Annotated in this window: 27 protein-coding genes; 4 read left to right on the top strand and 23 right to left on the bottom strand. The window is 25.1% G+C overall.

The genetic code is table 11. The features are described from left to right. Positions 1-26: 26 nt before the first annotated feature. Positions 27-635 (bottom strand): transcriptional repressor LexA, encoded by a 609-nt coding sequence (lexA, locus tag ACUN06_RS06635; protein WP_291731453.1) that lies wholly within the window; start codon positions 633-635, stop codon positions 27-29. A gap of 142 nt (positions 636-777) precedes the next feature. Between lexA and ACUN06_RS06630 the strand changes: the two genes are divergently transcribed. After that, positions 778-1176, top strand: a complete 399-nt coding sequence (locus tag ACUN06_RS06630) for a hypothetical protein (RefSeq protein WP_294397205.1) — start codon at positions 778-780, stop codon at positions 1174-1176. Between the two features lie 116 nt (positions 1177-1292). Here the strand turns inward: ACUN06_RS06630 and ACUN06_RS06625 are convergent, their stop codons facing one another. The 16 genes from ACUN06_RS06625 to ACUN06_RS06550 form a co-directional block, all read right to left on the bottom strand. Next, positions 1293-2303, bottom strand: coding sequence for a tyrosine recombinase XerC (locus ACUN06_RS06625; protein ID WP_291731502.1), 1011 nt, complete (start codon positions 2301-2303; stop codon positions 1293-1295). Between the two features lie 450 nt (positions 2304-2753). Then, positions 2754-2942, bottom strand: coding sequence for a hypothetical protein (locus ACUN06_RS06620; protein ID WP_291735895.1), 189 nt, complete (start codon positions 2940-2942; stop codon positions 2754-2756). Between the two features lie 152 nt (positions 2943-3094). Further along, positions 3095-3706, bottom strand: coding sequence for an acetate uptake transporter (locus ACUN06_RS06615; RefSeq protein WP_449390239.1), 612 nt, complete (start codon positions 3704-3706; stop codon positions 3095-3097). Positions 3707-3798: 92 nt separating this feature from the next. Further along, positions 3799-5721: an ABC-F family ATP-binding cassette domain-containing protein gene (locus ACUN06_RS06610; RefSeq protein WP_412345434.1), complete on the bottom strand. Its 1923-nt coding sequence runs from the start codon at positions 5719-5721 to the stop codon at positions 3799-3801. A 96-nt stretch (positions 5722-5817) separates the two neighbouring features. Next, positions 5818-7662 (bottom strand): hypothetical protein, encoded by a 1845-nt coding sequence (locus ACUN06_RS06605; RefSeq protein ID WP_449390238.1) that lies wholly within the window; start codon positions 7660-7662, stop codon positions 5818-5820. A 143-nt stretch (positions 7663-7805) separates the two neighbouring features. Further along, positions 7806-9236, bottom strand: a complete 1431-nt coding sequence (gene purB / locus ACUN06_RS06600) for an adenylosuccinate lyase (protein ID WP_449390237.1) — start codon at positions 9234-9236, stop codon at positions 7806-7808. Between the two features lie 149 nt (positions 9237-9385). Beyond that, the gene (locus tag ACUN06_RS06595; RefSeq protein WP_291732712.1) at positions 9386-9646 is read right to left on the bottom strand and encodes an HPr family phosphocarrier protein; all 261 of its coding nucleotides are present in this window, start codon (positions 9644-9646) and stop codon (positions 9386-9388) included. 105 nt (positions 9647-9751) lie between these two features. Then, positions 9752-10012 (bottom strand): stage V sporulation protein S, encoded by a 261-nt coding sequence (locus ACUN06_RS06590; protein WP_005212907.1) that lies wholly within the window; start codon positions 10010-10012, stop codon positions 9752-9754. Between the two features lie 172 nt (positions 10013-10184). After that, complete coding sequence (gene rny / locus ACUN06_RS06585; RefSeq protein ID WP_449390257.1) at positions 10185-11705, bottom strand: ribonuclease Y; 1521 nt, start codon at positions 11703-11705, stop codon at positions 10185-10187. 293 nt (positions 11706-11998) lie between these two features. After that, positions 11999-13039 carry a recombinase RecA gene (recA, locus tag ACUN06_RS06580; protein WP_291732714.1) on the bottom strand — a complete coding sequence of 347 codons (1041 nt, stop codon included), beginning with the start codon at positions 13037-13039 and terminating at the stop codon, positions 11999-12001. A gap of 166 nt (positions 13040-13205) precedes the next feature. Then, a complete protein-coding gene (pgsA, locus tag ACUN06_RS06575; RefSeq protein ID WP_291732715.1) occupies positions 13206-13793 on the bottom strand; it encodes a CDP-diacylglycerol--glycerol-3-phosphate 3-phosphatidyltransferase in 588 nt (195 codons plus the stop codon). Then, positions 13777-15114 (bottom strand): 30S ribosomal protein S12 methylthiotransferase RimO, encoded by a 1338-nt coding sequence (gene rimO / locus ACUN06_RS06570; RefSeq protein WP_449390236.1) that lies wholly within the window; start codon positions 15112-15114, stop codon positions 13777-13779. The genes pgsA and rimO overlap by 17 nt, the downstream gene beginning before the upstream one ends. 104 nt (positions 15115-15218) lie before the next feature. Continuing rightward, on the bottom strand, positions 15219-17591 hold the full coding sequence (locus ACUN06_RS06565) for a DNA translocase FtsK (RefSeq protein ID WP_291732717.1): 2373 nt from the start codon (positions 17589-17591) through the stop codon (positions 15219-15221). A 121-nt stretch (positions 17592-17712) separates the two neighbouring features. Beyond that, positions 17713-18477, bottom strand: a complete 765-nt coding sequence (locus ACUN06_RS06560; protein ID WP_449390235.1) for a ClpP family protease — start codon at positions 18475-18477, stop codon at positions 17713-17715. Between the two features lie 25 nt (positions 18478-18502). Then, positions 18503-19183 (bottom strand): hypothetical protein, encoded by a 681-nt coding sequence (locus ACUN06_RS06555; protein ID WP_449390234.1) that lies wholly within the window; start codon positions 19181-19183, stop codon positions 18503-18505. Positions 19184-19303: 120 nt separating this feature from the next. Continuing rightward, positions 19304-19561, bottom strand: coding sequence for a ground-like protein (locus ACUN06_RS06550; protein ID WP_291732720.1), 258 nt, complete (start codon positions 19559-19561; stop codon positions 19304-19306). A gap of 190 nt (positions 19562-19751) precedes the next feature. On the opposite strand from ACUN06_RS06550, the gene ACUN06_RS06545 reads away from it, so the two are divergent. After that, positions 19752-20141: a PadR family transcriptional regulator gene (locus tag ACUN06_RS06545; RefSeq protein ID WP_449390233.1), complete on the top strand. Its 390-nt coding sequence runs from the start codon at positions 19752-19754 to the stop codon at positions 20139-20141. Between the two features lie 46 nt (positions 20142-20187). Here the strand turns inward: ACUN06_RS06545 and ACUN06_RS06540 are convergent, their stop codons facing one another. Next, the gene (locus ACUN06_RS06540; protein WP_291732722.1) at positions 20188-20808 is read right to left on the bottom strand and encodes a hypothetical protein; all 621 of its coding nucleotides are present in this window, start codon (positions 20806-20808) and stop codon (positions 20188-20190) included. Positions 20809-20952: 144 nt separating this feature from the next. On the opposite strand from ACUN06_RS06540, the gene ACUN06_RS06535 reads away from it, so the two are divergent. Beyond that, positions 20953-21375, top strand: coding sequence for a hypothetical protein (locus ACUN06_RS06535; protein ID WP_291732723.1), 423 nt, complete (start codon positions 20953-20955; stop codon positions 21373-21375). 33 nt (positions 21376-21408) lie between these two features. Here ACUN06_RS06535 and ACUN06_RS06530 read toward each other — a convergent pair whose 3' ends face one another. Further along, positions 21409-22401 carry a hypothetical protein gene (locus ACUN06_RS06530; RefSeq protein ID WP_331892754.1) on the bottom strand — a complete coding sequence of 331 codons (993 nt, stop codon included), beginning with the start codon at positions 22399-22401 and terminating at the stop codon, positions 21409-21411. 300 nt (positions 22402-22701) lie between these two features. Between ACUN06_RS06530 and ACUN06_RS06525 the strand changes: the two genes are divergently transcribed. Further along, positions 22702-23523: a tyrosine-type recombinase/integrase gene (locus ACUN06_RS06525; RefSeq protein WP_449390232.1), complete on the top strand. Its 822-nt coding sequence runs from the start codon at positions 22702-22704 to the stop codon at positions 23521-23523. 139 nt (positions 23524-23662) lie between these two features. On the opposite strand, the gene ACUN06_RS06520 is transcribed toward ACUN06_RS06525, so the two are convergent. From ACUN06_RS06520 to ACUN06_RS06505, 4 genes are all read right to left on the bottom strand, one after another. After that, positions 23663-24163 (bottom strand): hypothetical protein, encoded by a 501-nt coding sequence (locus tag ACUN06_RS06520; RefSeq protein WP_449390231.1) that lies wholly within the window; start codon positions 24161-24163, stop codon positions 23663-23665. Between the two features lie 195 nt (positions 24164-24358). After that, entirely contained in the window at positions 24359-25192 is an 834-nt protein-coding gene (locus ACUN06_RS06515; RefSeq protein ID WP_294368014.1) for a deoxyribonuclease IV, read from the bottom strand. Between the two features lie 92 nt (positions 25193-25284). Further along, positions 25285-25581, bottom strand: a complete 297-nt coding sequence (locus tag ACUN06_RS06510; protein WP_291732728.1) for a hypothetical protein — start codon at positions 25579-25581, stop codon at positions 25285-25287. A 5-nt stretch (positions 25582-25586) separates the two neighbouring features. Beyond that, the gene (locus ACUN06_RS06505) at positions 25587-25739 is read right to left on the bottom strand and encodes a hypothetical protein (protein ID WP_291732729.1); all 153 of its coding nucleotides are present in this window, start codon (positions 25737-25739) and stop codon (positions 25587-25589) included. Between the last annotated feature and the right edge of the window lie 141 nt (positions 25740-25880).

Raw genomic sequence — 25880 nt, 5'->3', positions numbered from 1 at the left:
TACAATAATGTATGATTCCTTAATTATTAATATGTCCTAAATAAGCCAACTAATTTTCCTAAAATTACACAATGATCAACTATAATAGGATTCATTTTATCATTTTCAGGTTGTAATCTTATATAATTATTTTCTTTATAAAATCTTTTTAATGTAGCTTCATTTTCAATTAATGCAACTATAATATCACCATTTGTAGCAGTTTGACATTTTTCAATTATAGCTAAATCACCATCAAAAATACCTAAATTTATCATGCTTTCACCACTTACATTTAACATAAATAATTCTTTATTATGCTTAATGTAATCTAATGGTACTGGGAATATTCCTTCAACATTTTCATTTGCTAATATAGGCATTCCTGCAGTAACTTTTCCTATAATAGGTATATTAACCATTTCTTTTCTTGCTATATGATCTATAATTTCTAATGCTCTTGGTTTTGTAGGATCTCTTTTTATTAATCCTTTAGATTCTAAACGTTTAAGATGACCATGAACAGATGAAGTTGATTTTAACCCAACAGCCTCACATATTTCTCTAACTGAAGGAGGGTATCCTTTATTGTCTGTGTAAGTTTTTAAGAATTCATAAATTTCATTTTGTTTATCGCTTACTTCTCGCATTTTCAACACCTCGCTTATTAATAGTAATTATATCATAATAAAATAATTATATCAAACCTATGTTCTTTTAATCAATAAATATTTTAGTTGAAATATTCTTAATTAATTGATAGAATAATAAGGTTAAAATAACATGGGTGGTGATTTAATGACTAATAAATATACTGAAGATGATTATTGTGATCTTTTTTCAAAAAAAATATGTGATAACTGTGGTAAGTGTTTAGAAGAAGATGGGATTGATATAAGAGCAATCAATATTGATGATATAGCAAAAAATGTTGAAGAAAATGCATTTATAGAAGAAGAGCTTAAAAATGCATTAGAAGCATTAAAAGAAGAGGAAAGTGACCTTAAAGAAGATTTATCTGAAGAACTTACTTTAGATAATTATAATGATGTATTAGATAAACTAGATTCAGATGAAGAGTATGTAGATGCATTTGATAATATAGTATACTTTGATGAGTTAGGTGTAGAAAACGACACTGAATTGGAAGAATTAACAGAGGAAATATATCCTGGAATAAGAAAAATGAAAAAATAGAAAATATTAAAATCGAAAGAAATTTAAAGTTTTATTGAATTTCTTTCGATTTTTTTAGTTTTAATTATTAATTTAATAAAAAAATGCTAATTTTACGACTACCAAACATTTGTTTTTTAATTATTTTTTATATTAGCCAATGGATTAGAATTTGCAGCTTCTCTTAAAATTTCTTCATCTACATGTGTATAAATTTGAGTAGTTGAAATATTTTCATGTCCTAATATACTTTGAAGACTTCTAATATCTACATCACCATGCTTGTACATAAGAGTAGCAGCAGTATGACGTAATTTATGTGGTGTATATTTTTCATTAGTAAGTCCTGCATTTTTTACATGCTTTTTAACTAATAATTCAACAGTTCTCTTATTAATTGGAGTTCCTCTAGAAGATAAAAATAAATATTTTTTATTTTCTTCAGTAGACTTACTATCATTTCTCTTTAATATATAATCATTAATAGAGTTTATACAAGCCTCATTTAAATATACTGTTCGTTCTTTATTACCTTTCCCTATAATAGTTAATGTATCGCCCTTAATTTTATCTATTTTAATAGAGCACAATTCTGATAATCTCATTCCACAATTTAAAAATAATGTTAATATACAATAATCCCTTAAATAATTGTAGTTATTTTTATCTAAAGAGGAGAGTAGTGATACACTTTCTTCTAAAGTTAAATAAATTGGATGTCTCTTGTTTATTTTAGGAGATTCTAATTCTGCAGCCGGATTAGAATTAATTATTTTTGCTTTACCTTGCAAATAATTAAAATATGATTTTATTGTAGCAACCTTTCTAGCTCTAGCATAAGTTCCATTATTTCTTTGTTTTTCAGTAAATGATAAAAATGCATATAAATCACTTAAAGTTATATCTTTTATAAAATTTTCCTGAAGGTCATTAATTGGTATTTCTTCAAATTCTATATCATCTGGTATTGGATAACCTTTATAAACTTTTAGATATTTAAAAAGTAAACTTAAATCTATTTTATAAGCTTCAATTGTATTATAAGATTTACCTTTAATAGTTTCTAAATAACTTAAAAAGTCTATTAAAATTTTAGGTAATTTATTATTATTTTTTACTTCTATACCAAATCTTTCTTTAATAGGCATATTATTTTTATCAATTTCATTTACATTAATAGTATTAATAGTATTTTTTTTGATAACATTTAACTTTTTATCATTTTCAGCCATATAAAATTCCCCCTTAAGGCTAATATAATAATGTTTTCATTATATCATGGTAAAATAATTACAACAACGCTATTTATTTCGCTAAATGTATATTTAGCGAAATAAAATTTCTGGTTATTTTTATGTTTTTATTTAAATTTTTTAAATATATATTTTTATCTCAAAATTTATTGTTTATTTTATAATAAAATTATATTTTTATTATAAATTTTTTTTAATTACTTATAAAAAATAACTCTACTTTTTATTTATATTCTTTATCCTTAAAATTTATTTTTTAATTTTTAAAATAAAAAAATAACGGCTGTCGCACTAAAAATTTTATACACAATATATTGTAGTATTTATCCTTAACGCGACATCCCATTATTTTTCAATTTCAACAACTTTGGTAATTAAATCAGCTTTTAATAACTCTGATTTTGAAAATCCTTTTTTGAAATATCTTATTTGTTTAAATTTTTCACCATTCATTTCAAAATCTAAAATATCAATTCTATCACCAGAATAAATTATTGGATCTTTTTGACCTTTTACTATAACTTTAATTTTCATTATTAACTCCTTTATTTAGGTTAATATATTTTAAGTATACAATATAGATTTAGCTTTATAAAGAAAAAAGGGGCTGTCACACTAAAAATTTTATACACAATATATTGTAGTATTTATTCTTAATGCGACATCCCTTTTACATTTTTATTAAATTATTTTTTAAATATTCCAAAAGGTTTACCAACTGGTAAAAATACCTTTCCAAAGTGCTTATTTAACACAGCTGCTCCACATCCATAGAATGAAACTATAGATATTAATAATTCTGAATAAGCAGCTAATTTATGCGAAAACTCACCCATTATTCCAAATCCATTTAATGATAATCCTAAGAATAAGAAATCAATTAATACAAATATAATAAATAATACTTTATGAGTTTCCATAGCTCCAATTGTCATAAATAGCGTAAAAATTAAGTATCCTAAAAATGCAAATGCTAATTGCTTAGTATCTGCTGCCGCAGCTAACTTTTCTCCAAATACTCCATTTTGAATTAACCAAGTAAATCCCATTGCATACCAAAAGAATGCATATGCTCCAAATGCAGTTGCTCCAAATGTATTGTCATGTTTAAAATCATTTATACATGCAAATAATTGAGCAGTTGCTCCTAAGAATATAGCCCAAGGTAATACTAATGACACTCCTGAAGTTATTCCTAATTTTTGTGATGAAGCTACTAAAGTAATTATAGCTAGTCCAAATAATCCTAACGCTGAAGGATCAGCAGTTACAATTTTTATCTTTTGCGTGTTTTCCATAATTTCCTCCTAAAATAAATAAGATAAATTTTATTACGACCTTATCAAGAGTATCAGAAACTTAAATTATTGTCAACAAATTAAATGACTTATTACTTATTATTATTGTATTCTTCTATTTTTTTCGCTATATCTTCTAAATATTCTTGACGCTCATATTTCTCTAATAACTCCTCTTCAAGTTTAGTTTTTTCTTGATCTAATTCATTTAACAACCCATAACTACTTGAATTCTTTATCATTTCCTCTTCTATTTCAGAAATTTTATTTTCTATCTCTTCAATAATGCTATAAATAGTTTCAAATTCTCTTTGTTCCTTAAATGTAAATTTAGGTCTTTCATCTTTATTTCTTACATATGTTTTTTTCTTACTTGGCTCATCTTTAATTTTTTGCTCTTCCTTTTCTTTTAAAAACTTAATTTCCTTATTAATTAAGTAATCACTATAGTTTCCATTGTATACATTAATTATCCCGTTATCTTCAAAAGAAAAGATCTTATTACAAATTCTATCTAAGAAATACCTATCGTGCGAAACAACAATTACAACCCCTATAAATTCATCAATAAAATCCTCTAAAATTTTTAATGTTTCTATATCTAAATCATTTGTTGGCTCATCTAAAATTAAAACATTTGGAGCTTCCATAAGAACCCTTAATAAGTGCAACCTTCTCCTCTCTCCTCCTGAAAGCTTTTCTATCATTGTATATTGCATTGTTCCATCAAATAAAAAACGTTCAGCAAGCTGAGAAGCACTTATTTTAGTTCCATCTTCTGTTGGAATCCACTCTCCCCCTTCTTTAACATAATCAATTGCTTTCATTGATAAATCCATATGTGAATCATCTTGAGAAAATGTAGCTATCTTTACAGTTTCTCCAATTTCTATATTTCCCATATCTGGTGCAATGGAATTTTTTATTATATTAAGTAAAGTTGTCTTTCCCACTCCATTGTCACCAATAATACCAATTCTATCTTCCTTTAATACTGTATAAGTAAAATTATTTATAAGGTTCTTAGTTCCATAAGATTTATTTATATTTTTTAATTCTATAATTTTTTTACCTAATCTAGTACCTATAAATGACATTTCTAAATTGTCCTTTGGTGCTATATATTCCTGATTAACTAATTCATCAAATCTTTGAAGTCTTGCTTTTTGCTTTGTTGTTCTTGCTTTAGCTCCTCTTCTTACCCACTTTAATTCTTTTAATATTAGCTTTTGTCTTTTTTCTTCACTTGCTGCTTCTAATTCTATTCTTTCAGCTTTCTTTTCAAGAAATGAACTATAATTTCCTGTATAAGTATATATATTCCCTCTATCTAACTCTAATATTTTATTAGATACTCTATCTAAAAAATATCTATCATGAGTAATCATTAATAGTGCACCTTTTCTATTATTTAAATATTCCTCTAGCCATTCTATAGATATTGAATCTAAATGGTTGGTAGGCTCATCTAATACAAGTAATTCACAAGGTTTTATTAATGCAGATGCTAAAAATACTCTCTTTTTTTGTCCTCCAGATAAAGTTCCCATTTTCATAGTATAATCATTTATTCCAAGTTTAGTTAATATAACTTTAACTTCACTTTCTAAATTCCATAAATCTAAAGAATCTATTTTTTCTTGAACCTTTATAAGATTATCATTAGTTTGTTCATCAAATTCTTCATTTTTAATTTTATCTAATAGAGTTTCATATTCCATTAATAATTTCATTTCAGGTGTATCGCTATTAAATACTTGTTCTAAAACTGTTGCATTTGGATCAAAATTTGAATTTTGTGAAAGGTATTCTACTCTTACTCCCTTTCCTTTTGTAATGCTTCCATCAAAAAATTCATCTCTTTCTGTTATTATCTTTAATAATGTAGATTTTCCGCTACCATTTAATCCAATTAGACCAATTTTATCTCCATCATTTATTCCAAATGAAACATTATTTAATAGTACTTTCTCACTATAAGTTTTTTTTATATTTTCAACTGTTATTAAATTCATCTTTTTCTCCTTTGATTAATAATTCATTAACTAATTTTATCATATTTATATAAATTAGTGCAAAATCATTATAAATAAATAAGCAGTATTAACTGCCTATTTATTTAATTGTTTTTGTAAACTATCAATTTCTTCAGCCTTATTTAGCCACCAATTTCTATACCATATATAAATTATTTTCCCATTTTTATCAATTAAATTTAATAATTCAATTAAGTTATTAATACTAAAGCTTTCTCCATTATTTATATATAATGTTTTTATACTTCCTTGGCATTTACATCCTAATACATATAAAACTGAGTTATTATTTTCATTTTCAAATATACGATATCCCAAGTTTGAAAGTAAAGTAGTTATTTTTTTATCTAATCTTTCATTACATAAAACTTCACTCTTATATTGATCAATTCCATTATAAATAAAAAAATCAGAGCTTTTTATAACAATATCGAAATTTTTTTCTATCACTTTTTTGTTATCTTTAAATTCATCTTCATAAATAACTGTTATTGGATACAATTTAGATAAAAATTTATAATTTTCTTTTTTATATTTATTATCAACAATTTCTTTATAATTCAAACTAAAAATATCAATAGAATTTTCTTTTATAAAGTCATTTGTAGTTTTATTACTATACTCTTGTAAAACTTGCAATGCAATATTTTTATAAGAACTTAAAGCTAAATAAATATTGTTTATTTTATTATCTATCGATTCATAATTGTTAATTTCAATTTCATTTTCTATTTCATCAATTTCAATTTCTTTATACAAAAAATAATTAGGTATAAATTGTATTATTTCACCTAAGTCTTTTTTATTATCAATCTTGTCATAACAATAATTTAAAATATCACTTTGTATGTCATTTAACATTTCTATTTTACTAGCTACTACCAAATATTCTTCATAACTACTTAATGTTTCCTTTAAATATGATATATAATTATATAAATCCTCTTCATTTGTTATCCTATTGTTTATTTCATCTAAAACTTCATTTTTAAATACTTTTTTTATAAATCCAAATGAATTTGAAAACAAAGCTAAATTCTCTATGTTTTCTATATATTGCTTGTATATAATCTCTTGTTGCCTTAAATATTCATTATTTATCTCTTTATTCTCATTTAAAATTCTTTTATGATTTAATATGTCATTTAATTTATACCATTTTATATCTGTTATTTTATCTAGCATTTTTTTATTATGTTTGTAATTAATCCTTTTAACAACTTCCAATAGCTGATTTTCATTATAATTTTTGTAGTAAATATTTTCTCTTTCAAAATCACTTGTATATTTGTTATAATAAATAGGTGGAATAAATGCAAAAGTGTTGTTTAATATACCACTCATCTTTAATTTTACTTTAACTATATCCTCATTAGTTAATTCTTTATTTATAATATTAAACTTCTTATTTCCATTAAACTTCTTATATTTAATAAATAAATTTATATATTCACCCTCAAATAACTTTTGAATATTTTCAATAATTGCTTCTTTATTATTATCTGTAAATAATTTAAACTTATTTAATATACAAAAATACTTAAATTCCTTATCTTTAAAATCCAAACTTTTTTTTGTAATTGAATATAAATCATTTAATGATTTTCCTTCATTATCTTTTTTTATAAAGGATAAAAATATTTCCATTATCTTCTTTTTATTGTTTGAAATTTCTCTATTTAAAATATTAAACTTTTTAATTTTAACCATATCAATAGTATGATTTATACTTACAGCATTAACTCTTTTCTTTAATTCTTCTGTTGTAATATTATTTAATATATAATTTTTTAAATAAATTAATACATCTTCAATTTCATTATTGCTTATAATTATAGCAATATTTTTATTTTCTAAACACGCTTCAATTAAATCATTTAAAGTTGAATTTTTTAATATATACTTATAAATATCATCCATACTTCTATATAACCCTCTCAACACATCATTTATTAATAGCATATGTTATTAAAATTAATTAGATTACAATATAAATTAAACATATCTTAAATATAAAAAATCCATTTTAAGCTATAAATTAGCTTAAAATGGATAATTATTATCTAAACATTTATTTCACTTTTAATTTCTAATGCATCCTTATTTTCATCTATAATAGGTGTAACATATTCATCAATAAATTCTACAACTTGACTTGGAGCTCTTCCAATAAATTTTAATGGATCAATTATATCTAAAATTTCTTCCTTTGTTAATTTAAAATAATCATCAGCCATAATTCTCTCAATTAAATCATTGCTTAAACCTTCACCTTTAACTCTTTTTGCTGCAGCCATTGAATGCTCCCTAATTCTTTCATGTAATTCTTGTCTATCGCATCCTCTTTTAGTGCATTCCATCATTATATTTTCAGTAGCCATAAATGGAAGTTCCTCATTAACATGTTTTGCAATCACCTTATCATAAACAACCATACTTTCTGCTATATTAATATATAAATTTAAAACTCCATCTAAAGCTAAAAAAGCTTCTGGAACAGATATCCTTTTATTAGCTGAATCATCTAATGTTCTTTCAAACCATTGTGTAGCTGCTGTAATAGCAGGATTTAATGCATTAACTATAACTGTTCTTGCTAAAGAACTCATTCTTTCACTTCTCATTGGATTTCTCTTGTATGCCATAGCAGAAGATCCTATTTGATGTTTTTCAAACGGTTCTTCAATTTCTTTAATACTTTGTAATAATCTTAAATCATTGCTGAATTTATAAGCACTTTGTGCTACTTCTGATAAAGTATTTAAAATTATAGAATCAATTTTTCTAGGATAAGTTTGACCTGTCACTCCATAACTTTTTTCAAAGCCCATTTTTTCAGCTACATATGTATCTAAAGATTTAATCTTTTCTTCATCACCTTCAAATAAATTCATAAAACTAGCTTGAGTTCCAGTTGTTCCCTTAACTCCCCTTAGTTTTAATTTAGCTAATACAAAATCAATATTTTCAATATCTATTACTAAATCTTGCATCCATAAAGTCGCTCTTTTTCCAACAGTAGTTAATTGAGCAGGTTGAAAATGTGTAAATCCTAAAGTAGGCATATCTTTATATTTCATTGCAAAATTTGATAAGTGATTTAATACTGTTATAAGTTTTTTCTTTATTAATACTAATGCATCTCTCATTATTATTATATCTGTATTATCTCCTACATAACAACTAGTAGCCCCTAAATGTATTATTCCTTTAGCATTAGGACATTGTAATCCATATGCATATACATGACTCATAACATCATGTCTTACTTCTTTTTCTCTTTTTCTTGCTTCATCATAATTTATATTATTTATATTAGCTTTTAATTCATTAATTTGTTCTTCTGTTATATTAATTCCTAATGATCTTTCACCTTCTGCTAATGCAACCCATAATTTTCTCCAAGTTGAAAATTTCATATCATCAGAAAATATAAAGCTCATTTCTTTTGATGCATATCTAGAGTTTAGCGGTGAGTTATATAAGTTTGTCATTTATTTACCTCCGAATATTTATAATTATTAATTTAATATCATTCGTATTATATCATATTTTTATTTATTTTTGCTAGTAATAATAAAAAAATTAATACTTTGTAATATACGTAATAAATAAAAAAAAAGTGCTTACGCACTTTTTTGTTTTAGTCTTCTAAAGTTTCTATTAATTTAGCAATTTCTTCTGCAGCTAAAGCTTCATCATCACCGCTAGCTGTAACTGTAATGTTAGCTCCTTTAGTAACTCCTAAAGATAAAACACCAATTAAGCTCTTAACGTTAGCTTTCTTTCCGTTAAATTCAATGCTTACATCTGATTTGAAAGATGAAGCTTTCTTAACTAATAAAGTCGCTGGTCTTGCATGTAAACCAGTTCCATTGTTTACTACTACTTCTTTAGATACCATTAAAACACACCTCTTTACGTATAATATATTATATATCTAACGATTACATTATATACTTTCCTTAAGATAATTTCAATACTAAAATTACTTTTTTAATATAACTTTTTATCTAGGTTGTACAATTAATTTTATTGCTGTTCTTTCTTCACCATCAATCTCTATATCAGTAAAGGCAGGTACGCATACTATATCTCTTCCACTAGGTGCCACGAATCCTCTTGCTATTGCTATTGCTTTCACAGCTTGGTTTATTGCACCTGCACCTACTGCTTGTATTTCTACAATGTTTTTTTCTTTAATTATTGCAGCAAGAGCACCTGCTACTGAATTTGGGTTAGATTTTGTTGATACTTTTAATACTTCCATTTGTATTACTACCTCCTGTTTTTAAAATCGTTTACATATAATTGCAAATAAATTCTTATATTTACTTATATGATTATATATTCTACAAAAGACTTATATTTCCTTCTAAAAAATAAAAAAAATTAAAATATAAAAAATGCACTTTGTAATAAAACAAAATGCATTTTTTTATTTATTTAGCAAAATCCACTGCTCTTATTTCTCTAATTACATTAATCTTAATTTGCCCTGGATACTCTAATTGTTCTTCAACACTTTTAGCTAAATTACGAGCTAATTCCACTGAACCAGCATCGTCTAATTGTTCTGGTTTAACCATGATTCTAATTTCTCTTCCAGCTTGAATGGCATATGACTTATCTACGCCCTCATAAGAATTTGCAATTTCTTCAAGCTTCTCTAATCTCTTAATATAAGCTTCTAGTGTTTCTCTTCTTGCGCCAGGTCTTGCTGCTGATATTGCATCAGCTGCTTGAACTAATACAGCTTCCATAGACATCATTTCTACATCACCATGATTAGCAGAAATTGCATTCACTACTAAAGCTGACTCATGATACTTTTTAGCAAAATCTCCTCCTATTAAAGCATGAGGACCTTCTTGTTCTTGATCTATTGCCTTACCTATATCATGCAATAAACCAGCTCTCTTAGCTAAATTAACATCAAGACCTAATTCTGAAGCCATTACACTTGCTAAGTATGAAACCTCTATAGAATGCTTTAAAACATTTTGCCCATAGCTAGTTCTATACTTTAATCTTCCTAAAAGTCTTATAATTTCAGGATGTAAACCATGTACCCCTGTTTCTAAAGTTGCTTGTTCGCCTTCTTCTTTAATATCATTTTCAACATCTTTTTTGGCTCTCTCAACCATTTCTTCAATTCTAGCTGGATGTATTCTTCCATCTACAATTAATTTTTCAAGTGCTATTCTAGCTACTTCTCTTCTTATCGGATCAAAGCTAGATAAAATAACTGCTTCAGGAGTATCATCAATAATTAAATCTACTCCTGTTAATGTTTCGAGTGTTCTTATGTTTCTACCTTCTCTTCCAATAATTCTGCCCTTCATTTCATCATTTGGTAAAGCAACTACATGCACTGTTGATTCAGATACATGATCTGCTGCACATCTTTGAATAGCAGTTGTTATAATTTCTCTAGCTTTTTTATCAGCCTCTTCCTTAGCTTTAGATTCAATATCTTTAATCATTAAAGCCGCATCATGAGAAACTTCCTTTCTAACTTCTCCAAGAAGAATTTCTTTAGCTTCTTCTGAAGTTAAAGCAGATATTCTTTCTAACTCTTCTCTTCTTTTAACATATAACTGCTGAACGTTTTCTTCCATTTGATCAATTTCTTGCAATCTTTTATTGATAGTTTCTTCTTTCTTCTCTAAAAGGTCACTCTTTTTGTCTAAAGATTCTTCCCTTTGAAGAATTCTTCTTTCAAGCCTTTGAATCTCACTTCTTCTCTCACGAGAATCCCTGTCTAAATCATTTCTTAGTTTGTGAACTTCTTCTTTAGCCTCTAAAATTGATTCCTTTTTAGTTGCTTCTGCTTCCCTTTTAGCTTTCTCCACTAAATCCTTTGCTTCATTTTCTAAAAACAAAATCTTATTTTTTGTGGCTCTTTGTATAACCTTGTATACGATAAACCCGAATACTACTAATACTAAAATATCAACCATTATAATTGGTAATATCTCCAAACTAACACCTCCTCGTATAAATCTCTATTTATATTTTAATAGAGAACGTCTAGGTGTCATATTATTCTCACTGTTACTATGAATATGATAAACCAGTATTTGTTATTATTTTACCTTATAAACAAAAATATGTCAAGATTAGTTGTCATGCCTATGCATATACAAACCAATACATATGATTACTTTAATAGTATCTCTCATTTTATTTATATCTATTAAAAAGGATATGTATTTTTACTTTTTTACAAATACATATCCTATTAATATATTTATTATTTTTCTTCTTTTTTATTATTTACAGTATTATCAACCATTACTGGTAAATCATATTTAGCTCTAATTTTATTTTCAATTTCTAAAGCAATTTCAGGGTTTTCTTTTAAATAGTTTTTAGCATTTTCTCTTCCTTGTCCTAATCTTATATCTCCATAAGAGAACCATGCACCACTTTTTTGAACAATATTTTCTTTAACTCCAACATCAACTATATTTCCATTTCTTGATATTCCTTCATTATACATTATGTCAAATTCAGCTTGTTTAAATGGAGGTGCAACCTTATTTTTCATTACTTTTACTCTTGTTCTATTTCCAACAATTTCATCACCTTGCTTAATTGAATCTATTCTTCTTACATCTAATCTTATACTAGAATAGAATTTAAGTGCTCTACCACCTGTTGTAGTTTCAGGATTTCCAAACATTACACCAACTTTTTCTCTTAATTGATTAATAAATATAACAACACATTTAGATTTATTAATTGTTCCTGTTAGTTTTCTTAATGCTTGTGACATTAATCTAGCTTGTAAACCTACATGAGAATCTCCCATTTCTCCTTCAATTTCTGCTCTTGGTACTAATGCAGCAACTGAATCAACTACAAGAACATCAATAGCTCCTGATCTAACTAATGCTTCAGCAATTTCTAGACCTTGTTCTCCTGTATCTGGTTGAGAAACTATAAGATTTTCAGTATCAACTCCTAAATTTCTAGCATAACTTGGATCTAATGCATGCTCTGCATCTACAAATGCTACAGCCCCTCCTAATTTTTGTGCTTCTGCCGCAACATGCAATGCAACTGTAGTCTTACCTGAACTTTCTGGTCCATATATTTCAATTATTCTTCCTCTTGGAACTCCACCAATTCCAAGTGCTATATCTAAATCAAGACATCCAGTAGAAATTGAATCAATATTTAAAGTGCTATGTTCACCCAACTTCATTATAGAGCCTTTACCAAATTGCTTTTCAATTTGACTCATTGCATTCTCTATTGCTTTTAATTTATTTTCATCGATATTTACCATTAAATAATCACCCTTTCATGAACATTTGTTCTTATGTATTAATTATAGAATATTATTATTTTCTAGTCAACATATATTTTTTTCAATTTTAAAAGAGTTCTTTCTATATTTCAAAATTATAGAAGGAACTCTTTGAATTATACCCATATTATTTTATTATTAAACCTTATTTCATAGAAATTGCTGCTTTATTTTTTATAAAATAATCTATACCCGAAATAATAGTTGCTATTACTGCTAATATTAATAATATATTAGGAACATAAGTAAAAAATACATTTAAAAAATGATTATTACTTACAAAGTCTATTGAAGCTTGTGATACTCCTATATTAACTTTTAATAATAATGTTATTATAGCAGCCATTTGTGTTACTGTTTTAAGTTTTCCCCACCAGCTTGCAGCTATAATTATTCCATCTGATGCAGCTAATGTTCTTAATCCTGAAACAGCAAATTCTCTTGCAATTATTACTACTACTATCCAACCTGATATTAAGTGCATTTCTGACAAAGAGACTAATGCTGCTGTAACTAATAATTTATCAGCTAATGGATCCATAAACTTCCCAAAATTAGTTATTTGATTTCTGCTTCTAGCTATGTATCCATCAAGTTGGTCAGTTATTGAGGCAACTATAAATACAATAGTTGCAATTATTGATCCATATGGAATTTCTTTTACCGCAATAAAAATCAAAAAAATTGGAACTAGTATTATCCTCATCATTGTCAATTTATTTGCTAAATTCATCAAAAATCTCTCCTATTAAATCGTACTCCATAACATCCGTAATCTTAACTTTTATTATATCACCAATATTTATCCCTTTATGTTTTTTAATATAGATAAGTCCATCAATTTCTGGAGCCATTTCGTAACTTCTTCCAATAAAATATTCACCATTATTACTATCTATAATAGTATCATAAATATTTCCTATTTTCAATTTAATTTGCTCCTTAACAACATCTCTTTGAATTGACATTAATTTGTTCTTACGCTCTATTTTAATTTCCTCTTCTATTTGACCATCCATCTTTGCTGCAGGTGTATCTTCTTCTTGCGAATATGAAAATACTCCTACATTTTCAAGCTTATAGTCGATTAAGAAAGTTGCTAATTCATTAAAATCATGTTCACTTTCATTAGGGAATCCAACTATTAGTGAAGTTCTTAATGCAATATTAGGAACTTTATTTCTTAATGTTTCTATCTTACTAATTATATTTTCTTTATTAGTTCTTCTTCCCATTTGTTTTAAAACGCTACTACTTATATGTTGAATTGGTAAATCTAAATATTTCACTACTTTATCATTATTAGCTATTTCTTCAATTAATTCGTCAGCTATTTCTTCTGGATAGCAATATAATAATCTAATCCATTGAACACCTTCAATTAAAGAAATTTTTCTAACTAAATCATGTAACATTCTTTTTCCATAAATATCAACACCATAATCAGTTAAATCTTGAGCAATTAATATAATTTCCTTTACTCCATTATCAACCAATAACTTAACTTCATTTAGTATATTTTTTTCAAGTCTACTTCTAAATTTACCTCTTATTTTTGGAATTATACAATAAGTACAGAAATTATTACATCCTTCAGCTATTCTTACATATGCAGTATGTTGTTTTGTTGTTAATAATCTAATACCTTCATTAACCCCTTCATCAGTATAACTTGCTGATGATATTCTTTTATGCTCTTTAATAAAATCTAATATCAATCTGTGTAGTTTCATATAATCATTAACGCCCATTAATATGTCTATTTCAGGAATTAACTCTAATAATTCATCACCATATCTTTGTGTTAAACATCCAGTGGCAATTAACATTTTACAATTATATTTATTTTTGTATTCTGCCATTTCTAAAATTGTATCAATAGATTCTTGCTTTGCACTTTCTATAAATCCACATGTATTAACTATAATTATATCTGCTTCCTTAGCATCATTTGTAATTTCATAGTGCTTATTTATAGCTCCTAAAATTAACTCAGAATCTACTCTATTTTTATCGCACCCTAAACTAACCATTCCAACTTTATATTTACTCAACTTTGTTCCTCCTAAGTATAAATAATAATACTTATTTTAATTTAACTATGTTATATTTACAAGTATTTTATATTGTTATTTATTATACCTGTCTTCTTTACTAACTAATACTTTTCTTCTTTACTAACTAATACTTGTCTTGGTTTACTTCCATCTTTTTCTGATATTATGCCATGTTCTTCTAATTCATCCATTATTCTAGAAGCTCTATTAAACCCAACTCTTAATTTTCTTTGAATAAATGAAGTTGATGCTTGTTGATAATCTATAACTAGTTTCATCGCTTCATCAAGTAATTCATCTGTATCATCATTGTTAACATTTGATTCATTATTTGATTCACTATTAATATGATTTATAATATCTTCTGAATAATCAACCTCTTCTTCTGAATCTTTTATAAAATCAACAACATTTTCTACTTCTTCTTCTGATATAAATGCACCTTGAACTCTTATTGGTTTATTTTCACCTATAGGATAATATAACATGTCTCCTCTTCCTAAAAGTTTTTCTGCACCAACTTGATCTAAAATGGTTCTTGAGTCAGTCCCTGAGGAAACTGCAAATGATACTCTTGATGGAATATTTGCTTTAATTACTCCTGTTATTACATCTACCGAAGGCCTTTGAGTTGCAATAATTAAATGCATTCCAGCTGCTCTAGCCATTTGAGCTAATCTACAAATATAATCTTCCACATCATTTGGACATGCCATCATTAAATCAGCAAGTTCATCTACAATAATAACTATATAAGGAAGCTTTTCTTGTATTTCTCCTTTTTCATAAAGCTTATTATATGATTCAATGTTTTTTACCTTCATTTGAGAAAATAAATTATATCTTTTATTCATTTCATTTACAGCCCAATTTAAAGCTCCTGCTGCTTTTTTAGGTTCTGTAACAACCGGTATTAATAAATGTGGTATTCCATTATATACACTTAATTCAACAACTTTTGGATCTACCATAAGAAGTTTAACATCATCTGGTGAGTATTTATATAATAAACTTATTATAAGTGAATTTATACATACAGATTTTCCTGAACCTGTAGCCCCTGCAATTAACATATGTGGCATTTTGCTTAAATCACCTACTATACATTTTCCTGTAATATCTTTCCCTAATGCAAATGCTAATTTTTTAGAAGTATAAGTAAACTCTTGTGAATCTAATACCTCTCTTAAAAATACTGGAGATTGCTTTTTATTTGGAACTTCTATTCCTATTGCAGCTTTTCCTGGAATTGGAGCTTCCATTCTAACACCATTTGCAGCTAAACCTAAAGCAATGTCATCTTGTAAATTAACTATTTTCGAAACTTTAACACCTGGACTTGGCTGTAATTCAAATCTTGTAACCGAAGGACCTTTAGTAACTTGTACAACTTTTGCTTCAACTCCAAAGTTGGAAAGTGTTTCTTCAAGCTTGTTTGCATTATCTATTAAGTCCTTTTTATCTTCATTTTTCAATTTCAACTTAGAATTTATATTTAACAAATCCATTTTTGGGAATGAATATTCCTTTTTTACTACTTCATTTGATTCATTTAAGGAATCTTCAATTTCTTTAGTTACAACTTCTTTATCTTCATATGATAACTTTTTATTTATTTTTTCAGTATTAGGAACTTTAATGTTAAATGATTCTTCTTTTTGATTATCTTCATTAGAAAAATCTCCATCTATTTTAAAATGTTGAAGAGGATTAATATCCTTCAATTCTGAATTTTTCATAAAATCCAATATTTGTATCTTATTATTTATTCCCTTAATAAAATCTTCCTTTTCATTATTATCTTGAACAACAACTTCTATAGTATCATTATTAACTCTTTTTTCAGATTTTTTATTATTTTTTTTATTTTGATTGTTTATTTTTTCATCACCAATAATACCTTTAATTAAAAGCTTTATTTTAATATATACATCATATAACGTAATATCCATAAGTAATATACTTCCTATTGCAAATAACGTAATATACAATATGTAACAACCTATATATCCCATTAATCTAGCTAAGGGATATGATATTAAAAAACCTAAAAATCCACCATGTATATTATAATTTTCTGAAAATTTCATAACTCTAATAGAAGTTATAAAACCTTTATTAATGTTATCTCCTATAGTAAAATTAATTGAAATTGTGCTAAAAAACAACCAAATTAATATTGCTATTAATGTAACACTAAAAAATCTTCTAGAATATTTAATAGTTCCTTTAGATTTTATTGTATCTATCCCAAAATATATTAAATAAATTGGTATAATATAAACTATAATACCTATAAAATGATACATTAGTTTTCTAGTAAATATTGATAAAATTCCAGCTAAATCTGTATACGTAGAAAAACATAACAATACTCCTATTGCTACATAAACTATAGCTTTTATATCCCCCTTTTTTTGATAAGAATTATCCTTTTTCTTTTTGCTAGATCTTTTTTTACTGCCAGTTCCCATCAAATCACCTCTGTAATTAAAACATAAATTTATAAAATTTTATTATATTATAATATATAAATATTTTAAACATATTTCAAAGAAAAAAGAAACTCCTATTAAGGAATTTCTTTTTATTATACTATTTCTCTTTTTCTTTTATTAGTTCATTTAATTTATCTAATGCATCTTTTAATCCGCCGACCTTATCGATTAATCCACATTCAACAGCTTGCTCTCCAATAAGCATAGTTCCCATATCATTTAAAAGTTCATCTGGTTTTAACATCATTTTTTCTAACTCTTCTTTATCAATTTTTGAAGTTCTAACTATAAAATTATTAATTCTTTCTTGCATTTTTTTAAAATAATGAAATGTTTGAGCTACCCCTATAACAAAGCCATTCATCCTAACAGGATGCACTATCATTGTAGCAGATGGTGTAATAAAAGAATAATCTGCAGATGTAGCTAATGGTACTCCTATAGAATGTCCTCCTCCTATTACAATAGACACTGTTGGTTTTGATAATGAATAAATCATTTCTGATATTGCCAATCCAGCTTCAACATCTCCACCTACTGTATTCAAAACAATTAATACACCTTTTACTTTATCATTTTGCTCCATTGAAATTAATTGAGGTATTATATGTTCATATTTTGTTGCTTTTGTTTGAGGTGGTAAAACAACATGACCTTCAATCTGACCTATTATAGGTAAAATTTGAATGCTTTGGTCAACACAATTCATATTCGTATTTCCAAGTTCTTTTATTTCTTCAAGCTTTGCTTGTTCTTTTTTTCCTTTTTCTTCTTCTAAAACTTCATTTTCTTTATTATTTTCTTGCTCTTCTTTACTACATTTTAATTCATCATCTTTTCCAACTTGATATTTAATATTCATAATATTCATCCTCCATTGTTCTTATTTAACCTCTTATATCTAAAACTACTGCATAAAGTATTTTCCCATTTTTATAAGTTCCCTCAATACCAACTACTAACTTTTTATCATAATCAGGAACTTTTATGCTTCCTCTAGTCATATTTAATTCAGTAATTTCATCATTCCATATAAATGCACGAATTTTCTTAGGTGGTTCACTAAATTCAAAATTAATCATTTCTCCAGGTCTAACCTTTAATGATGGTTTCTTTAATAAAACCTTATAATCATCATATTTAACATTAGTAAGTTCACTTGATGTATTTTCATTTACTATAGTAAAATTATAACTACATAAATATTTATTAGAATGTTGTCCTCTTAATCTAACTATAAACTTAGGAATTAATTCATTTTCGGCCTTTTTATTTTTATTATCACTTTCATCCTTTATCTGTTCATTATTTTCTTTATCCTCTTCGCTTTCAAGTGCTTTTTTTTCCTCTTCTTTTTTTCTTATTTCATCTAATCTTTGTTGATCAACATTATGTCTTTCCTCCTTTAATTCTTTTTTTAAATCATCTAATGTTGGATATGGACCTATATTTTCCTTTTTAATATTTTCATCAATATTATCCTCAATTGGTTCTGAATATACTAAATTGCAATTTAAAACTATTATTATAGTTACAATTAAACTAAATAAAACTATATTTTTCTGCATATAACAACACTCCTAGGGTTTCTTTCAAAAATAGTTTTCCCAAATATAAAAAATTAATTTATCTCAAATAAAAAAGTGCACTAAAAAGCAAGTACACTTTTTAGCACACTTAATTATAATTTACCAACATCCTCCAAAGAAGAATAATAGTATAATTATCCACCATGTCCAGCCGCCGCCACAGCCGCCGAAGCCTCCATATCCACCGTAGCCTCCACAGTTTCCAAAGCCTCCGTAACCACCGCATCCATAGCCACAATTATTACAAGAGTTACAGTATCTATTACAACCTTGATTGCAACAACCTTGATTGCAACAAGATTGGCAGCAACAATTATTTCTACCATAACAATTGCTTCCACAACACTTATTTGACATGTTTATCATCTCCTATCATTGGTACTTTAATATATAGTATTCAATTTTACATTTTATTGTTCTGAATTTTGTAATATTCTTTTTATAATTAGACACTACTTATAATATTTGTTATCATAAATATATAAACTTTTAATTATATATCAATATAATTAAGTGAGATGAAATATTTTAAAGGATGTGAATTTATATGAACTCTAATAGAAATAGATTAGTTGCTCCAAGAAATGTGGTAAATACTAAAATGTTATATTCATTTTATATATTAAAAGAACTATCACAAGGGGAAGTTATGTTTGGAAATAAAGTTCTTGAAAAATTTAAAGAAGTTTTTCAAAGTGCAAGTTTACCTTTTCCAGTATCTTCAAGCACTATTTATGAAACATTCTATGATTTAGAAAGTAAAGGCTATGTTATTAGTAAATGGACTGGAGATGAATTTTTAAATAAAAGAAGCAAAAAAATTTATTCAATAACTGACGAAGGAATTTATTATTATAAACATCATATTGCCGATTATATCCATAACTTAGAAAAAACTAAAAACACCTTAGATTTAATGATTAATATGCTAAAGTAATAAATCAAAATACTATTAAGTAAATTACTTTTTGAATTGAACTTATTTACTTAATAGTCTTTTGTTCAAAACATCTAAGACAAATCATATCTAAAGACTTAAATATATTTCTATATCCACTCTTCATATTTTTATCACAATATAATTCTTCAAAAGTTACATAATTTATATCCTTAGATAATAGTTTAATATAATTTTCCCCATAAACCTTGATTAAAATATTTTTAAATGCATTTTGAACTTTCATCTTTTCATTAAAATCATTGTATTTTGTATTTTCTATTATTTTTGAATTAATTTCTAAAACATTATAAAATTGATAAATATAACTTAATTGCTTTAATGAGTATTCATCACCTAAAGATGCAATTATTTTATGATACTCTTTATAAATTGGTATGGAATGTGTAACAAAATTTATATCATCACTTTGAATTGCTCTTATGCTTTGATAAATTGCATTACAAAAATCTAATCTTATTATATTTGCATTAGTATACTTTTCCTTAGCATTACAGCTTTCCTGATACATTAAATTTTCATGTTGAAGTTTCATTTGTTCATGCATCGAAACCTTATTAACAAAAAAACTACATACTGCTCCAATTACTGATCCTAAAACCAATCCTCCTGATGAAATTAATGCTGTAATAAGAGCCATTGACACTAATATATCACTCCCTTCAATTATTTTCAGTAATAGTATTATCCTTATTTTTTAAAATATTATAAGAATATTTTAAAAAATTTATGTCTATTTTTCTCTTTTTGCATAAATTAGTTAATAATAAATTTTTAGGAGAAGGCTTTAATGGAATTAAATACATTATCAAAAATTACATGCTATTCAAGAAAGTTAAGCTTAAAAAATTTTATAAATAAAAATAACAAAGTAACTTTAATTTTTTCTAAAAAGGATTATAACGATTATGATTTCATAGAAGTAATAATTAAAAATACTAAAAATAAAGAAGAGTTTACATGTCCATTTACTATAAATTCATCAAATTCTATTACAATAGACTTAAGTGATATTTATTTATATTTTACAGATTATGAAGGTTCTATTTCTATTGTAGCTAAATGTGATAATACATTTTTTTCTATAACTCCAATATTATCAAAAGAAAACCTTACAATAATTAATGATTTTCAAAAAACTAATTATAAATTGTTTATAAGAACATTAGAAAATGGAGAGTTACGTTTATCAAGTATAATAAAAAAACTATAGGGAATATGCCCTATAGTTAATACTACATATAATTTACTTATTTGCATCAAAATTAATTTTATTTAAATTTAATTTTAACTCAAAAATTTCATCTTTTAAAGAATTGATAATATCGTTAGCATTTTTTAGTTCAATTTCTTTTTTACTTTCAATTTCTCTAATCAACTTATTCTTTTCTTCATTTATTTTAGCAATTTCAATTGATTTATTTAATAACACTTCCTGAATTCTTTCATTTAAGCTATTACTATATTCTTTATATTCTTTCTTTTCTTCAGTTAAATTAATTATTTCATTTTTAAATCTTTCATTTTCACTTTTAAGATAGTTAACTTTTTCATAGTTTATACTTTCATTAGTTAACTTTTCTTTTAATTCTTTTATTTCATCTTTTAATTTATCATTTTCACTATTAATTCTTTTATTATCATGTGATATTTCTGTTAATGAATTTATATGCCTTTGTAAATTTTGAATTATATCTGATTTTTCTTTTAATTCTTTTTCCACTGTTGTAAGTGCTATATTAACACGTGAAAAGCTATCCTTTACATCATTTAACTCCTTATTTTTTTGATTGATCCCTTCATCAGTTTCTTTATTTTTCTTTTTTAATTCTGTATTTTCCTCTTGAAGAATAGAAATAATTTTATCCTTTTTTTTCATTTCATTTTTTAATTTTACAGCATATTTATCTTCTAAATATGTTGCCATTTCTAAGGAGTTAACAAAACATCCTTTTAAAGAATCTATTAAGAAATTAAATCTATCAATTTCCCCTTTTCTATCACTAAATTTTTCGCTGCTTTCTATTTTAAAGTTATCATATTGATTTAATAAAGTAACAATCATACTTTCAGCATCATCGAAGTTACTTTGTAGCATATTTAATCTATCTTTGGTAGACTTTTTTAATTTAAGTCCTTTTGTTTCTATTTTATCTTCTACTACATTTACAGGTTGATTCATTTCAATTTTTTCTTCATTTTCTGTAATCTTTTCTATATTTTCATTGATTTTATCCATTTTTAAACCTCTTTCATTATTAATACTAAGTTAACTAAAGTTAACTTAGTTATATTTAGTTAACTTAGTATTGATATTATATCATATAAAATTTTAATTTTCCACAAAATTTAATGTAAATATTTCCTTATAAAAACTGCGTAGTTTCCCGAAACTACGCAGTTTTTATTAAAACCTTGATTTTAAGCCATTTTAATGATATTATTATTTTAACAAAATATAAAAAACGCAGTTTTTAAAAATAAAATACGCAGTTTTATTTTTAATCAAAATCGATTTGTACGAGAAAGGAAATTTTAAATGGATTTAAATGATGAAATGCTTGATATAATGAAATTCTATGAATTTTATAAAAAAATGAGAGCATATGAAAATAAAAATGAGTTTACCGAAAAAATTCAAGAAATCAACGCAAAAACAGAGGGAGCAAATGAAATTTCTAAAAAAATTCTTCAAAAAACAGATGGAGCAATTTTAAATGATAAAAAAGAACATTCAAAAGATGAAATTATAAAAGAAGAGGGTAAAAAAAAGAATTATAAAGCAACTAGGCCATTAGAAATTGAAGAGTATGAAGAAATTATTAAATTATGTAAGGAAGGATTTACTTATACCGATAAAAAAACAGGAAGAGAAAAAAAGTTTAGATCAAATCAACCTTTAGCTTTTGCATTAGCACTTCAAGCAACCCTTGGTTTCAGAGCATCAGATATAGTTAATTTAAAAGTTTCAGATTTTAACAGAAGTAAGTTTGCTATAAAGGAAATCAAAACAGGCAAATGGCAAAATAGGGATTTAAATGATGCTATGTATAATAAACTTTTAGAATATGCAGTTAATAATAATTTAGATAAAGATGATTTTATTTATCCAAATAAAGTTAGAAATATGCAACAACAATTAAAAATAATAACTGATTACTTAGGATATAAAAATATTGGAACTCACTCATTTAGAAAATTATTTGCACATACCTTGTATGAGGAATCAGGACATGATATAGAATTAGTAAGACATGTTCTAAATCACTCTGATATAAAAACAACTATGAGATATCTTGGAGTAAGTATGAAAAAATTAAAAGAAATGAGTAATAAAATAGATTTTTCTTATGCATTATAAAAATAGCTAGAGCAAATTTTAAAATATTTAATGTTAGGTTTATAAGAGTATATAAATTTATATTTTACACAAATTTATATACTCTTTTTTTATATTCTAAGATTAATATGTTTTTAATATATATTATAAAAATTAAAAATTAAAAGAAAGGTTTTCTTATAAATAATCCTTCTGATTTAAATATATCTATTACAAATCTTAATTCAGTGCACCCAAAATCCATTACTTTAATAGTCCAATTACTTATTTCCATCCCAATTTTTAATTCATCAAAAATTAAATCCATTCTTTTAGATGGTATTGATAGATTATATATACAATCATCAATATATCTATTTATATCATTATGATATTCTTGAAAGGATAAACTTTCTTCATCATCATGAGAAAGCTTAAATATTTTATTATCATATAAATATAGTTTACTTAATGCTAAAATAAATTTATTCAATACATTATAACTATTCTTATTTAATATATTCTTTTCAAAATCACTATATTTTTCTATATTTTTAACAGTCCTTGGTAATATATCAATTGTATATATTTCCCTATACTCTTTTTGTTTATAACTATCATTTAATAATTTTTGAAATAATACTTTTATTGCCTTGGTTTCCTTTATCTCTTTTTCATTCATAAAAAAATCACCTCACTATTATTATTGACCCTTTATATAATATATATTATTCAAAACATGGTTTTATTTATAAAGTAAAAAATTAGGGGATGTCGCACTAAAACTTTTATACACAATATATTATTTTAAAAAATAAAAATCAACACAATACATTGTAGTATTTATTCTTAATGCGATATCCCCTTATTTAACTTACTATTCTATATATTCTTTTCTTAAAATTTCTATTTCGTTCTTATATCCATCAAGTTCATTAGGCGTTTCTAAGAAAAATGGCAAGTGTTTTAATTTTGGATGATTTATAATATTACTTATTGCTTTAAGCCCTAAACTTCCTTCTCCAATTTTTTCATGCCTATCTTTATGACTATTAAATGGATTTTTGCTATCATTTAAATGTATAGCTTTAAGTTTATCAATACCTATTATTTTATCAAATTCTTCTAAGACACCATCTAAATCATTTACTATATCATAACCTGCATCGTAAATATGACATGTATCTAAACAAACTCCTAAATGATCCTTTAATTCAACCTTTTCAATTATTTGAGCTATCTCTTCAAAACTTCTTCCTATTTCAGTTCCCTTTCCAGCCATAGTTTCTAATAAAACAGTTGTAGTTTGTTCTGGTTTAAGAACTGTATTTAACATTTCAGCTATAAAATCTATTCCAATATCTACCCCTTGCTTTACATGACTTCCTGGGTGAAAATTATAAAAGTTATTTGGAAGATATTCCATTCTTACTAAATCATCTGCCATCATTTCAATTGCAAATTTTCTCGTATTTTCATCAGCTGAACACCCATTTAAAGTATATGGTGCATGTGCTAAAATAGTAGCAAAATTATTTTTTTTCATAATTTCTAAAAGTTCATTAACATCTTTTGCGTCTATATCTTTAGCTTTCCCACCTCTAGGATTACGAGTAAAAAATTGAAAAGTATTAGCTCCTATAGATAAAGCCTCTTTTCCCATATTCTTAAATCCTTTTGAAGTAGATAAGTGACATCCTATGTTTAACATTTTAAATCCTCCAATAATTCAATTTCAATACTATAACTATACTATATTATTTTATTAGTATCAACTAATAATAATTATTAAATAATATAGTATTAATTTTCATTACTATAATCCTCTTCTCTATTAATTTCATTATTCAAAATTGAAACTATAAACTCTTCTATACTAGAATACCCATAATCACACGCTAAATTCCTTAACATATATTTTTCTTCTTTATCAACATTTAAAGTAATTTCAGTTTTATATCTCTTATTAATTTTTTCTTTTATATTTCTTTCAATATCACTTTTTTCTTTTAATACTAAATAAAATCCATAAATAATTAAAATACTATATAATATAATAAATAGCTTATGCTCCATATTATTATATAAAAAATCAATCATTTTACTTACCCCTCATATTCTTTTAACCAAGGATCATAAATACATACCTTTTTAATATACTCTTCTATAGTAACATTTTGTTTAATTGCTTTTTCCTTTAATATTTTTTCATTTTCTTTTGAAAGTCTTAATATAATAGTTTCAATTTTATTATTCATACTAAACACCTCTTTATAAAAAATATATTATGTCTCCCAATTGATTATTACAAAAAATTTATTATAAAAAAGAAATATTACTTTTAAATGTTTGTTTAACTTCACTTAAAAATATAATATTTCTTTTTAGCTTAATATAAA

The organism is Clostridium sp. ETTB3 (assembly GCF_053571985.1).
The sequence above is the reverse complement of the archived record's forward strand: the minus strand, read 5'-3'. Positions and strand labels throughout refer to the sequence as shown.